Here is a 13,605-nt window from a genome sequence, read left to right as displayed (position 1 = left end):
CCGAAATTTATAAAAATTTTAAAATACTGTTCGGTCCTTTTTAAATATTTTCCTTCACTTTCTTAAAGACACGCTGAAAAAAATACGGTCGGAATAGCCAGAGCTTTAAAAACCTGATTAGATGCCTTCATTTTTTGCACGTTTAATAAAATCCACTACATTATTAACCACTTCATCCGGGTTTTCTTTTATCTCGTGCTCCCAAACTCTCTTAAAATTCCAGTTATTCTTCCTATAGAACTCCTCTACCTCGATGTCCCGATCCTTATTTCGTGCCAGTTTTTTATCCCAGTACTCTTGATTGCTTTTAGGCCTATTTCCATGAAGTTCACAAGCATGCCAAAAACAAGAGTCAATAAAAATGGCAACTTTATATTTCTTAATGGAGATATCAGGTTTGCCAAATAATGATTTATCATTCTTTCTAAAACGTATCCCCCTTATCCAGAGCTCACGGGAAACCCAATTTTCTAACTTTGACTGGGAACGAATGGCCTGCATATTTCTTCTGCGCTGCTCTTTAGATATTGTATCTCCCACAGAAATCCCTCACTTCTTCTTTTTCGTCTTATTCCCATTAGTAAGGAAATTCACACAAAATTGAAATGCTTTTTTCATTTATATAATACTTCGATATAAAGTTAATTATTCTTGAGCTTATAGGGCTGCTTTTTTTTCCAAAAAGGTGTAGAATAAATAGCATAGCAGTATGCAAGAACATATTTTCTATTTTTACTACTACTACCAAGGAGCGATGTTCCATATGATTTTCAAAAAAGGAGAACTTTTTAACGGTCCGGGTGGTCTGAGCTTAGCCGCAAAAAAAGCACGAGTTATTCATCCGGAAACTGGTGAAGAAATGAGAATTGAACACTTGTGGTCAAATGATTACGATTCGACAGCTTGTGAAACTTATCGGTTAAATATTTGTGGGGATATAAACGATTCATCCGTACATTGCGGTCCTGTAGAAGATTTGCCCATCGGTGACAAATCAGTGCTCGGAGATATCGATTGCTTTGCCTTCGGATTTCCTTGCAACGATTACAGCCAGGTTGGTGAGAAGCAAGGATTAGACGGCACTTACGGCCCGTTATATTCTTATGGGGTGAAAGTGTTAAAGGAATATCAGCCAAAGTTCTTTGTCGCAGAAAATGTTGGCGGTCTTCAAAGCGCGAATGAAGGACAAGCCTTTATTCAGATTCTTACTGAACTTGAAGAATGTGGATATAAACTAACTCCACACCTATATAAATTCCAAGAATACGGAGTCCCGCAAGCACGGCACCGTATTATTATTGTCGGAATCAGAAACGACTTCTCTGAAAAGGGAATAGAGTTTAAAGTGCCTGCTCCAACAACATTTGCTTCTACTGAATATAAAACTTCCTATGAAGCCATTACAAATCCGCCGATTCCTGAAAATGCGCCAAACAACGAGATGCCGAGGCACACTGCGAAGGTGAAAGAAATGCTTAGCTTTATTCCCCCTGGTAGCAACGCTTGGTATCCTGGAATTCCAGAACACCTGCAGCTAAAAGTAAAAGGAGCAAGATTAAGCTCGATTTACAAGCGATTGGACCCAACTCGTCCAGCTTATACTGTAACCGGAAGCGGCGGAGGCGGTACCCATATGTATCATTGGGATGAACTGCGAGCCCTAACTAATCGTGAACGAGCACGTCTTCAAACTTTCCCAGATGACTTTGAATTTGCAGGCAATAAAGAAGCCGTACGCAGACAAATAGGAATGGCCGTACCACCACATGGAGCGCAAATCGTATTTGAAGCTATTCTTAAAACATTTGCCGGAATAGATTACGAGCATGTTCAGCCAGCACCAAAACTTCAGCTGGAAAACCTTAGAGGTAAACAAAAGATCACTTATGAAGAAATATCAGCAACAGAGAAACAAGCTGTCTTTAATTTATAAATCAGCACAGAAAGAGAGTTAACGGAATTTGTTTCTGCAACTCTCTTTTTTGCATTTAACTCAAGGATTTACTGATCTAATACGATGAATGTTTTCAGTAACAATACTTAAAGTAAAATATAGTTAATGATGGATTTTTAAAAATAGGAGTTGAATGAGTGTATAATTTACCGCATGATGCTAATTCATTTAGGTATACTTAAAAAACTCGAACGCTCAGGCAGTTAGAAATAGTTCACTGCCTCTTTTTTGTTATTTGACAATCATAGAAGAAATACAGGAGCGGGTAATATACTCTACGCAAAGCCGATTTTTAATTGACTACAAATTTGAACTAGGTATATAAAACAAAAGCAGGTTTCTCAAACCTTCCATTTTATAACAGTAAAAAAAGATTAGCAGAGCCTTTCACCTATGTTAACTAAGATTTTTAAATTTATAAATGTAAAAAGCGAACCAATAGATTCGCTTTTTGCTTTATCTATGGCATTTATTCATCAGGTTCAAAAATAAGCGCCGCTCTTCCCGATAAAAAAGAATGGCACCGGCTACGTATTGGTCTGAGATTTCTCCTGGCACTTTTTGTTGTAGGAATTTCTCGTAGGAAAGATAATCCTTAGTTCGCCAAACATATTTTCAGTTCAACACGGGTTAGTATTTCACCAGCCTGATAAGGGTCATTATCTAACATTCGTAATGCTTCATATTCTATATTGCGAAGGCGGGTCTTCCGGTATACATCGGGGCCATATTTTTAATGGATATAAAGAAATCGATTGTGATGGGAACGGTGTTTTATAGTATCTTCTTTAAGAGTTGATACGTAGGTAAAGTCACATACAGGACAGGTTTTGATGTCCAAATGGATGACCTCCTTTCCCATCTACTATATCTATAAAAAAGTTAACCATAATAGGATAAATACTTGTACGTGCCATAGCTATTACCTCCTTCGTCATTTTATCACCTTACACTAAAGCTTAAGTTACTGTCTCATAATAAAACCTACCAACCTAAATGATTATCCCTAATGCTTATTATGTTTCCTTTTTCTTTAACTACTCGTTTTGATGAGTCAATGGTTATTATCCCTCTTGTTTTTTTCGCATGGCAGTTAGGACATAAAACCCAAAGGTTATCAACTGTTTCTCCTCCTCCTTTTGACTTTTCAATAATATGGTCAACCTCTATTATCCACAGCTTTTTATTTTTTGTATTAAAATACCCCTCTTTAAAACCACAAACCTGACAGGTGTGATTTTCTAATATTGCTATTCGCTGTTTTTGGGCTTTACTTTCTTTTCTCCTTTTAGTCCTTTTTTCGCTCTCTTCGTATTGTTGTTTATAGTCTGTAAACTCCCTAACTTCATTTAGTATTTCGTCTTTGCTTTTATGGTTTAACTCGCTATCTATAACTTCTTCATCATAAAAATAGTAATTATCCAATTTAAATTCTTCTACTGAATTGTATAAAACTAGCTCACTAGTAAATCTAATGTGAATATGGTAACGTTTTATCTGTCCATTCTCTTTATTGGAAGTAACGTTTGCATTTAGGACATAGTTATACAAGATTTCAATTGGTACTTTTGCTATTCCTTCGTAACCTAAAATTAATACAATATGTGATATATTCATTGATTTATATAATTTTATTGCATTTGGAGTTACACCAAACCAATATGATATCCCATCGTCAGATAACTTAGAATATTTAATGATTACCTTTTCATTATTTTCTATGTAGTAGAAAACAATTCTATTAATTTTTTCACTTCTCTTATACCCACCTAGTATTTCTAATGCGTTTAAATCACTTATTCCTCTTCTCTCTGCCATGTTTTCTCCTATGCGATTATAATGTTATTTTGATAATTATAAATTATAAGGTTAACCTATGTTTTGACTTAAATCCTTCTAAACTCGATTTTCAGTTGAAAGTTGGAGTAAGTATAGTTTAATGGAAACATTTTAGTTAAGTCCTTACAATGGTTTTTGTGGGGATGTGTCCATCTTGGAACGTAAGATTACAGATAAAAATATAATAATGAATTCAAGAAGACTATCTTAAAATAGTGTGTTTTTAAAGCCTCTATATTCAATCGAATGAACCCTTAAATCCATAAAATAAAAGTTAATTTCGCAGTAGATCGAATCACAGCATTAAAAAACCAGACATATAAAGGGTAATTTTTACTGAAGAAAAAAGTGAATTAGAGTACAGGCATTATTGTACGCATTGCTTTATATGATGGTCTTGGATATGGTTCCGCCAATTCTTTGACCGAATTACCCGAGCGATAAAGATCTACAACTTTCTTCAATCAAAGTCACTTTAGCAAGGATGAAAATCGTTGCTCTACCCACTTACTCATCCTGATTCATTTTCATCTATTTCAACATTCCCCTCTTTTTTCTCCCAGCGTTCTGGGATAGGTGAAGTTTTTAGGATCAGCTGCAAGTTGGGCTCTTGTAAACTTTACCCCTGTAAATTAATACACTTACCAATAATTTCTGACTCCACTATCTCCATTGAAATTAACTGTTCCTTTAATCCAATACTATTAACCGTATTATAAGGTACTTCCCCTGCCAATAACAGTTGGTTTTTTGGATTGTATGGCATTAGATTAGGGATAGAGGCTAATTCTTTAGCTTTTTTAGCCCCTTTTACTGCAGACGCTTTTGTAGACGCTATCAGTTAGTTTGTAGCCTAACTGTGTCTTTTCCCTCCCCTATACAAGTATTAAACAAAATTCCTTAATGGTACTAACGTAATGGGCTATGAGTACATCATCTTCTGCTTCAAATATTCAGCAATTTCTGTTTGCCCAAATTCTCTAGCATATTCATATGCATCCATATTTTTAATACTCTCTCCTGTATATCTAATTGAAATATCTATTCCTTTTTCAACTAGAAACTCAACTACTTCTTTATACCATAAATTGCTCCAAATAATGGATTTCTTTTTGCTAAGGTCACATCTAATTCTGCGCCTCTCTCTATTAAATACTTAACTATCTCCAAATGCCCCGCTCCTGCAGCCACTCTTAAAGGAGAAGCATCAAATATATCCCCTTTTGTATTGACATCAATTCCTTTATGAATCAGATATTCTACTATTCCAAAATGTCCTTTCTTTGCTGCAACATGTAACCACGTACCAAATGGTGTCATTGTATGTAAAGATTCTGGATTATCGCCTATTAAACGCTTTACTTCATTAATATCACCAAGCTTAATAGCATTTCTTATAGTTTTATTTAGACTTTTTTCATCCATAACATTACCTCCTGTATTTCTACTATCTTGAACTAGGTCTCCTAAATCTTCAAGAGCTTCAACAGTCCTTAACCGATTCAATACTTTCTCTAAACTATCAAGACTATGTTGTCCTAATACAGCATTGGGTGCCAAAATAAAACTAAATAAAAAAATGGATAGTCCCTTTGATCTTCGAAAGGCACTATCCACTTCTTCTTATATAAAAACTTTTCATACTTTATAACAAAGCAAGATAAATAACTATTACCCTCAGATTTTACTAATCTTCTTCATCTTCATCCCATTCTTCTTTTGCCAATTCAAGGCGGTCAATACAATAGTCTACAAAATTATCAGCAAGCTTTCGACCATAGCCTTCTTGATTATCCCACATTATAACTGGACATTCTCCATTTTTCATTTTATTAGTATCGAGGCAATAGGCAAATTCATCAATATCTTCTATAACCACAATTCCATCGATTAAACCATAATACTTTTGATGATCTTTGGTAGCAGTTACTACTGATGGACCTACAAAGTCATAACCAATTATATCAATACCAAAACTTCCCCCTGAGCCATAGTTTTTTAAAAACCATTTGTAGCTCTCCGGAAGTGGGACTTGTAATTTATTTTCTGTTTCTTTAACTTTGTCTTCACTTACTCCACCTGTAAAATCAGCATCTTCGCCATACTGCTTTATAAATTCCTGTAAAGTTGCATATTTCACCAAAATCACCGTCTGGAAGATACACTAAGGGAATAATCAAATTAGAAGCATAAATTCAATTCTCATTTTTCTTGAATCTTTCTGGAATTTTATCTTTCCAAATTAACATGAGTTCTTTAAATTGCTCTGTCTCCATTTCATTTTCATAAGGCTCTTCAAATGTAAAAAGATGTTCCAATACTGTCATATCTTTTTTTATTAACACACTTGTGGCGTTGAGTTGAATCTCAAAATCCTGGTATAAACCATTTAAAACATTTTCAACCTTTGTAATATACTCATCTGCTTTTTGCTCAGTAGAAATGTCTTCAATAAAATCAGCGAATAATTCTATCTCACCTGGTAATTTTATTCTAAGCATTTCTAAATGATCTCTATAAAACTCGTATGAATATTTCATAATCAACCTCCTTCATAAATTGGATAGGCAGTTGCAATTGAACCGTCTGGTTTTAGATACATTTCTATTGTAATTCCTGAAGAAGTTAAAGTTGAATATTTATTTCTACCTATTTGCCTTTTATTATTAAAAGCCTCTTCAATAGATTTTAATACCTGAACACGATCCCATTCTTTTGGAAAAAAACTTGAATCTACATTTTTTCTAACTCCATTAATTTCGATCGTAGCTCTATATACTCCATTTCTATCAGGCATTGTTTCTGTTCCTGGAACTATTTTACCACCCATCATACTCTCGTGATGATACCCAACAGCCTTCCCACGTCGATTTATCTCTCCATGATAAACATGTCTCATAGTATCTATAGTAAACTTTTTCCCACCATCTCCACTAACCTCAGACTCAACTTTCGCCATCGAAATTAACTGTTCCTTCAACCCAACACCATTAACCACATTATAAGGTACTCCTCCTGCCAACGACAGTTGGTTTTTTGGATTGTATGGCAATAGGTTAGGGATAGAGACTAGTTCTTTTGCCTTCGTAACGCCTTTTACTGCAGCGGCTTTTGTTGTCGCTACCCCAGTCTTCGTTACAGCTCCTGCGCCTTTTGTTCCGACCAATGATGTGACGACTGTTCCAAGGGCATAAGTTACCCAGTGAGCCCGCGAATAGGCATCGCCATTAACCATATCCCGTTCATATGAGTCCGAGATGGACTTGGAAATATATTTATAGGTTTTTATCGGGTGCATGATTGAATTTGCCACGCCTTCAACCGTTTCCCCAGGATCTGTGACAAAGTCCCAAACTCCTGTCACGAAGTCTTTACCTACATCATACAGGCCTACGCCGATTCCTTTTGCAATGTCTGCGGTTTGCTTAGCCGCTTCTAGCTGCATGACATATTGCTGTTGGGTGGGCCCTAAGTTTTCGTACCCGATTTGCTTGGCGATTTTGAGGAACTCCTCCGGATCTGTGACTTGATCGAGTTGTGCCTTCAATTCTTTGATCCGGCGATTCTCTGCTTCCTCTTTCTTAACCTTCAGGTATTGCGCGGTTTCTTTTTTCCTAACTTCTAGGTTTTTATAGGCTTCACTATTTTTATAAGCTGTTGCATTAAAATAGAGAGGGGATACTACTCCTCCCCTTGTACTGGATACTTTCAATTGCTCCATGAGTGCCGTCACTGCCGCTTGGTCCGCTTCGGATTTGGCATATTCAGCCGTCCACTTATGATCAATCTCTTTTACTTTGTCTATCGTTTGGTTCCGTTTCCTTTCAGCTTTCTCCATATTCTCAAAGAACGCATCATCGGAAAAGGGTTCTAATTGAATGATATCATCAATTCCAGCCAATATTTTTTTCAAATCATTTTTTTGGGCTGTTACCATTTCCTTGGAATTTCGGCTGGCGCTTTCCAGCTCTTCCTCTAAAAAAGGGACCGTAACTACGGTTTCACTCAGGTTCGCTTCGATTGTATCTCCTTGAATTCCACTTAAAAAAGCAACATGCCGATTGATCAGGCGCAGCCAAGAATCCACGACATCGATCTGTGCTTTGTAAAACCCTTTAATGGCCTCTGCGCCTTGACCCTGCAGCTCATCATCCAAATTAACGATACTCTCTAATCCTTTTTTTAATTCCGCGAGCTGTTCTTTCAGGTCCTTATATTGTCCGACACGCGTTTGCATGGCAGAAACTAGTGTTTGAGATTCGTAAATCATAGACATTATGGAAAGTCCTTTCAACTACTTTTCTTTTAAAGTTTTAGAGATTATCAAATTTCTTTTTTATGTAATATTTTTATTCACTGTAAAATTATGGACTAAATATATTTTAGAAGAGTTTCTATATTTATTCAAGAATTGAAGGGACTTTTTACTAAACGAAATCAACTTTAACATACGCCTAAAAACTTTGAGACGCTGTAATGATATCCAGCGATACTGAACATCAATGCAAGTTCTTCTGTTGTGCAGGTTAGTAAGTTTTTTCCAACAGAACAAAATCATGTAAGATAATCTAACATATAATATATTGTAAGTAATATCTAAATATGATAGTATTTTCATATATTATACATAATTTAATAAAGAAGGAGCTAACTAGAAATGAACATTAGAAAATATCTAGGAATCACGTTTCTATCAGTTACACTATTATTTTCTGGATCTATCACCACTATCCATAGCTCAGCAAATAGTAAGCCAAAAGAAGAGAAAGTAGAAGCAACTTCAACAAATCCCAAGTTAAACAATGTGAAAATTTTAGCTACTGGTGGAACGATTGCAGGTTCTGCTACGTCCAATACTGACACAACTGGTTATCAAGCAGGTGCACTTGGTGTTGAAACACTAATTAAAGCTGTTCCTGAACTAAAACAAGTAGCAAATGTGAGTGGTGAACAAATCGCCAATATTGGCAGTAACAATATGGATAATAAAACTTTATTAAAGTTGGCAAAACGAATTAATGAGTTATTAAAATCTAAAGACGTTGATGGAATTGTCGTAACGCATGGAACAGATACCTTAGAAGAAACTGCTTACTTTCTGAATCTGGTCGTAAAAAGCAACAAACCTGTCGTGGTTGTTGGATCAATGAGACCGGCTACAGCTATTAGTGCAGATGGACCTTTAAACTTATATAATGCTGTAAAAATTGCTGCTAGTAAGGATGCTAAGAACAAAGGTGTTTTAATCTCATTAAATGACCGGATAGGTTCTGCACGTTATATAACAAAAACCAATACAACCATGACAGATACATTCCAATCTGAGGAACAAGGCTATTTAGGATCAATCTCAGGTGATAAAATATTTTTCTACAATGAACCCACTCGTAAACATACAACCAAATCGGTGTTTGATGTATCAAAACTAGATAAACTTCCTCAAGTGGACATTATTTATAGCTATCAAAATGATAGTAGATATTTTTACGATGCATCTGTGAAAGCAGGAGCTAAAGGGATCATAATAGCAGGTGAAGGAAACGGTTTAACTTCTGATACTGCTTTTGAGGGTGCTAAAGACGCTGTCAAAAAAGGCGTGATTATTACTCGCTCTAGCCGTGTAGGAAATGGTATTGTTACGAGAGAAAAGATTGACGATGAAAATAATTTTGTTACAGCGGACTCACTTAATCCTCAAAAGGCACGCATTTTGACGATGCTTGCATTAACAAAAACAGATGATCCAAAAGAAATTCAGCAATTTTTTAACGAATATTAATAATTAAAATTAGAATTCCTTGATTAACTAAAAGTGAATGAAATTTAAAGCATACGATGGTATAAATCATCAACGTATGCTTTTATTTATTTTTAACCATCCCTTGGTTGAATTATTAATTTTGCGATTACTTTCGTAAAGCCAATTTGGCCAAATTTTGCGGCACAATAGGAGGATTTGTATGTATCCAGGATTCTGCCGTGTTCAGACGAAATATTGATGATGCGTCCTTTATTTTTGCGTGGCTGACAGTGCATGTTTGGTCAATAAGAATGCTCCTTTTAGAATTACGCCATTTACAAGGCACCTTTTTTCTACAGGGAAGTCTTCCACTGGTGAGATGAATTGCAGTCCTGCGTTATTTACTAGAACATCCACCGTACCACGTTCAGCGATGACTTGATTGACAGCAGCATTTACAATATTCGTATGCTACGTTTACCTTGTAACCTTTTGAGGATACCCAGTGTGCCCGGGAATAGGCATCTCCATTAACCATATCTCGTTCGTATGAATCAGATATTGCCTTTGAAATATATATATAGGTTTTAATGGGGTGCATGATCGAATTAACCACACCTATACCTATATGAGCTGTTTTGTTCTTTTTTTTGTAGGATGTGGAAGTGCATAAATCTAAATGAACAAAAAAATGGATAGTCCCTTTGATTTTCGAAAGGCTCTATCCACTTCTTCTTATATAAAAACATTTTTTACTTTAAAGCAGATCAGGATAAATAACTATTACCCTCAGCTTTTACCAATCTTCTTCATCTTCATCCCAATCTTCTTTTGCATCTTCAAGGCGTTCGACTAAATAGTCTGAAAAAATTATCAGTAAGCGTTCGACCATAGCCTTCCTGATTATCCCACATAATAACTGGGCATTCTCCATCTTTCATTTTATTAGTATCGAGGCAATAGGCAAATTCATCAATGTCTTCTATAACCACAAGTCCATCTATTAAATCATAATACTTTTGATGACCCTTAGTAGCATCTACTACCGCTGGACCCGTAAAACCATATCCAATTATTCTCACTCCAAAAAGTCCACCGTAACCATAATTTCTTAAAAACCACTTGTAACTTTCCGGTAATGAGACCTATAATTTTTGTTCAGTTTCTTTTACTTTGTCTTCACTTACTCCACCTGTAAAATCATCATCATCGCCATACTGCTTAATAAATTCCTGTAAAGCTGAATATTTCACCAAAATCACCTTCTAATCCTTAGTTTCGTAACGCACGGACAAGTTTTAAGAATACAACATGGGAATAATCTATTAAATTTTTCCGCTAATTTATCGGGCAGTTGATGACTTCATTGGATTTTAAACGTACCCCAGTATTAAACTAAAACTCCATGATGTACAACCTTCATTGAATTTCATAATTCTCATAGAATTCAAGTTTAACTGCTTTTTGACTTTCTAATGTTTAAAAAAAGCACTTGTCATCAAAAGACAATCAAATGCTTTTTTGTTAGCTTTATGAGTATTTCATGACAAATCTAATGCGTAACCTAACGCTCTTGTTTAATTTCGTAATTTATGGCTTGTTTCCTGTAAGAATACTTCTTACATTTTCGTTAAACACCCACATGCTTATTTCCTTATATTCTTAGTAATGTAACTTATCTAAGAAAAACCCTGTCCATTTCACTGTCTACAACCGAAACTATATACCAACATTTACCCGATGTATGTCCAATACATCTGAGATCCCTTTCTCACTCATTCTTTTAAGTAGATACTCATGACCTTTTTCCAATGCAAGATTTCTTTCTTCTTCATAAATAGGAACGAGTGTATAAATGTGTACGTTCCCCTGTTTAGTATGAACGTTATCCATCTCGGATTCTTTGGGACGACATACCATCATGCATGATAACTTTGTATTTGATGCAAATGGCTGTGGGGGTTCTCCATTCGGAAGAATAACCCCTTCTTCAAGCCATCCATCATAAATATGTGGAATATGAGCCACTTTCCTTAGCCACCCAAGAGGCCAATAATGGATTTGATCATTCATATTTTCATTATCAATTATCCAACTTGAAGGCAATTTTAGTAATAACTCTGCATATTTAAAAACACTTTCTTTGTCTGAATAGTCCATAGGTTGATCACTCATACCTGTAGTTACGAGAGTTACATAATCTTTATTTATTGCTGGAGGAATTATGTGAATATTGACCGACACTCTACTACCAGGAACAGTTTCACTTATAGTATTTTTGATAGGGCCAAAGTATTTAGCCACATATTCTAAAATCACATTATGATGGTCTTGATCATTATCGTTTGTTTCAGTTACAGTAGTAGACCATCCTTTTTGATTTTCTAACAACTTAACGATTTCTTCTTGCCCTTGTTCCCTTGCAAAAGTTAATGCGTCCATATCTTTCTTAGATTCACCACTATATTTAACTTCCGTATCTATGCCACTTTCAATTAATAGTTTTGCAATATCAACATGCCCATTACTAATTGCACCAAACAATGGGTTTCTTTCTGGTTCACTTACGTCCATATCAGCTCTACAAGATAATAAATAGCTTACTATATCAATATGCCCTGCAGAAGCAGCTTCGTTCAATGCTCCACCACCGTATACTCCACCTAGCACATTAATATTTGAACCAAGTTCTATTAGTTTTTTAACTATATTTAACTCCCCTCTAGAAGCTGCGACATGAAGCCACGTACCAAAAGGAGTCATCATATTTAAATGTTCAGCATTAGAGCCGATTAATTCAACTACTTTTTCAATATTGCCTTTTTTTATAGCCGAACGAATTTCTTTTGCAACTTGTTTATTATCCATCCTTTAACTATTTCCTCCTTTTCGCAATATCACCAAGTTTATCAAGCATTTCCACCATATCTTCTCTGTCTCCATCAGCATCTCTTACTTTTTTAATATTATCAACAACATTCCTAAGTGCTTCAATCCCATGTAAATTGTGTCGTTACTTCCTTTCGGGCAACTTTACAACTCTATATAAGTTATAAAAAAACCTTGTCTGACTTTATCAATCGAGGTCCAATTATACGTGTACCAGCTTATTTCTACGCTAAAATACAAAAAAGCACTCGTTGCCATAAGTGACAATCAAGTGCTTTAAGTTCATGTATTTTTTAAGTTTTTACGTTTAGTTCTAAGTTTGTGCATCTCATTACGTCGTAAAAACAGTATGACACCTTTTGTGTATCATGACAAGTAATAACTTTAAACCGTACAGCTTGTGTGCATTCGTTAGGTTATTATACATTCCATGTCTTTGTACCCACCACACAATAAAATGTCATCTCGCCTAAACTCGTATGTATTATTCTATTGTGTCAAGAGATGGGAGTACAAACAAAAGCTTATGATGGTAAACCATCATAAAGTCAATTCTTCAAAATGACCTTTTCTTTTTCTGTCCACTTCTCATATGCTTTGCTTTTCAATTATCTGCACATGCTTTACTTTACTATTGAACTGGTCCCATAAATTCAGTAATAATGAGGATATGTTCTTTTAATTTAACCTTTTTTAAGTTCTCTACTTTTTCTGCTCCACCCAGACCTAATAACGGTGTATAACCAAAACATTCATCATACTCCAACTCATTATATTGTTTTATTGCTTCTGGATAAGGTTGCCAAGATAAATATTCATCTCTGAATTCTAAGTCAGCAATATTTTGGAAGAAAAACTCAAATGTAAACATAATAGTCTTTACCTTACCGTACCTGTAATTAAGTAATCTAACATATCCATCTGACCAAATAACCAAATCCCCCATGCCAGTAGCAAACAATACTATTGAATTTTTATACCTTTCACTACTATCTTCTAAAACTTCTTGAAATTCTTCTGGATTTACACTTTTAAAATACCCTTGCATAAACGTTCCAAAACCATAGCCTTTCCATAAATTCACCATTTCTTCTGGAACTACATGTTTATATTTTTCGATAATTTCATTCGAAACTTTATTATGTAACTTAAAATCCGTTAAATACTTATCCATTCAAACTCC

The 13,605-nt window shown here is 35.2% G+C and carries 10 protein-coding genes and 4 pseudogenes; 2 read left to right on the top strand and 12 right to left on the bottom strand.

Features of this window, described 5'->3' with window-relative positions; all coding sequences use genetic code 11:
- Positions 1-117: 117 nt before the first annotated feature.
- Positions 118-540 carry a very short patch repair endonuclease gene (locus J7E52_RS08385; RefSeq protein ID WP_214744910.1) on the bottom strand — a complete coding sequence of 141 codons (423 nt, stop codon included), beginning with the start codon at positions 538-540 and terminating at the stop codon, positions 118-120.
- Between the two features lie 223 nt (positions 541-763).
- On the opposite strand from J7E52_RS08385, the gene J7E52_RS08380 reads away from it, so the two are divergent.
- Positions 764-1,933, top strand: coding sequence for a DNA cytosine methyltransferase (locus J7E52_RS08380; protein WP_214745084.1), 1,170 nt, complete (start codon positions 764-766; stop codon positions 1,931-1,933).
- A 754-nt stretch (positions 1,934-2,687) separates the two neighbouring features.
- On the opposite strand, the gene J7E52_RS27380 is transcribed toward J7E52_RS08380, so the two are convergent.
- The 6 genes and pseudogenes from J7E52_RS27380 to J7E52_RS08350 all read right to left on the bottom strand — a co-directional run bounded on the left by J7E52_RS27380 (position 2,688) and on the right by J7E52_RS08350 (position 8,069).
- Positions 2,688-2,816: a hypothetical protein gene (locus tag J7E52_RS27380; RefSeq protein ID WP_396020259.1), complete on the bottom strand. Its 129-nt coding sequence runs from the start codon at positions 2,814-2,816 to the stop codon at positions 2,688-2,690.
- A 122-nt stretch (positions 2,817-2,938) separates the two neighbouring features.
- Positions 2,939-3,772 carry an HNH endonuclease gene (locus tag J7E52_RS08370; protein ID WP_214744907.1) on the bottom strand — a complete coding sequence of 278 codons (834 nt, stop codon included), beginning with the start codon at positions 3,770-3,772 and terminating at the stop codon, positions 2,939-2,941.
- 943 nt (positions 3,773-4,715) lie between these two features.
- Positions 4,716-5,218, bottom strand: a pseudogene (locus J7E52_RS08365) (ankyrin repeat domain-containing protein).
- A 262-nt stretch (positions 5,219-5,480) separates the two neighbouring features.
- Positions 5,481-5,933, bottom strand: coding sequence for an SMI1/KNR4 family protein (locus J7E52_RS08360; protein ID WP_214744905.1), 453 nt, complete (start codon positions 5,931-5,933; stop codon positions 5,481-5,483).
- 55 nt (positions 5,934-5,988) lie between these two features.
- On the bottom strand, positions 5,989-6,333 hold the full coding sequence (locus J7E52_RS08355) for a tRNA-Val4 (protein ID WP_214744903.1): 345 nt from the start codon (positions 6,331-6,333) through the stop codon (positions 5,989-5,991).
- 2 nt (positions 6,334-6,335) lie between these two features.
- A complete protein-coding gene (locus J7E52_RS08350) occupies positions 6,336-8,069 on the bottom strand; it encodes a T7SS effector LXG polymorphic toxin (RefSeq protein ID WP_214744901.1) in 1,734 nt (577 codons plus the stop codon).
- A gap of 381 nt (positions 8,070-8,450) precedes the next feature.
- Here J7E52_RS08350 and J7E52_RS08345 point away from each other — a divergent pair, with 381 nt between their 5' ends.
- Complete coding sequence (locus J7E52_RS08345; protein ID WP_214744899.1) at positions 8,451-9,572, top strand: type II asparaginase; 1,122 nt, start codon at positions 8,451-8,453, stop codon at positions 9,570-9,572.
- A gap of 92 nt (positions 9,573-9,664) precedes the next feature.
- Here J7E52_RS08345 and J7E52_RS27375 read toward each other — a convergent pair.
- The 5 genes and pseudogenes from J7E52_RS27375 to J7E52_RS08325 all read right to left on the bottom strand — a co-directional run bounded on the left by J7E52_RS27375 (position 9,665) and on the right by J7E52_RS08325 (position 13,596).
- A pseudogene (locus tag J7E52_RS27375) lies at positions 9,665-9,950 on the bottom strand (SDR family NAD(P)-dependent oxidoreductase).
- A 79-nt stretch (positions 9,951-10,029) separates the two neighbouring features.
- Positions 10,030-10,143 (bottom strand): annotated as a pseudogene (locus J7E52_RS27370) (hypothetical protein); the annotation flags it as partial.
- Positions 10,144-10,329: 186 nt separating this feature from the next.
- Positions 10,330-10,786, bottom strand: a pseudogene (locus J7E52_RS08335) (SMI1/KNR4 family protein).
- Between the two features lie 466 nt (positions 10,787-11,252).
- Positions 11,253-12,401 carry a suppressor of fused domain protein gene (locus J7E52_RS08330; RefSeq protein WP_214744897.1) on the bottom strand — a complete coding sequence of 383 codons (1,149 nt, stop codon included), beginning with the start codon at positions 12,399-12,401 and terminating at the stop codon, positions 11,253-11,255.
- Between the two features lie 652 nt (positions 12,402-13,053).
- A complete protein-coding gene (locus tag J7E52_RS08325) occupies positions 13,054-13,596 on the bottom strand; it encodes a T6SS immunity protein Tdi1 domain-containing protein (protein ID WP_214744895.1) in 543 nt (180 codons plus the stop codon).
- Positions 13,597-13,605: the final 9 nt, after the last annotated feature.

This window comes from Bacillus sp. ISL-34 (assembly GCF_018613325.1).
Lineage (GTDB): Bacteria > Bacillota > Bacilli > Bacillales > DSM-1321 > Peribacillus.
The sequence above is the reverse complement of the archived record's forward strand: the minus strand, read 5'-3'. Positions and strand labels throughout refer to the sequence as shown.

Excerpts from the sequence above, each read along its gene's own strand:
- J7E52_RS08330 (WP_214744897.1), bottom strand. The coding sequence starts at position 12,401 with ATGGATAATAAACAAGTTGCAAAAGAAATTCGTTCGGCTATAAAAAAA.
- J7E52_RS08345 (WP_214744899.1), top strand. The coding sequence starts at position 8,451 with ATGAACATTAGAAAATATCTAGGAATCACGTTTCTATCAGTTACACTA.
- J7E52_RS08380 (WP_214745084.1), top strand. The coding sequence starts at position 764 with ATGATTTTCAAAAAAGGAGAACTTTTTAACGGTCCGGGTGGTCTGAGC.
- J7E52_RS08325 (WP_214744895.1), bottom strand. The coding sequence starts at position 13,596 with ATGGATAAGTATTTAACGGATTTTAAGTTACATAATAAAGTTTCGAAT.
- J7E52_RS08370 (WP_214744907.1), bottom strand. The coding sequence starts at position 3,772 with ATGGCAGAGAGAAGAGGAATAAGTGATTTAAACGCATTAGAAATACTA.
- J7E52_RS27380 (WP_396020259.1), bottom strand. The coding sequence starts at position 2,816 with ATGGGAAAGGAGGTCATCCATTTGGACATCAAAACCTGTCCTGTATGT.
- J7E52_RS08355 (WP_214744903.1), bottom strand. The coding sequence starts at position 6,333 with ATGAAATATTCATACGAGTTTTATAGAGATCATTTAGAAATGCTTAGA.
- J7E52_RS08350 (WP_214744901.1), bottom strand. The coding sequence starts at position 8,069 with ATGTCTATGATTTACGAATCTCAAACACTAGTTTCTGCCATGCAAACG.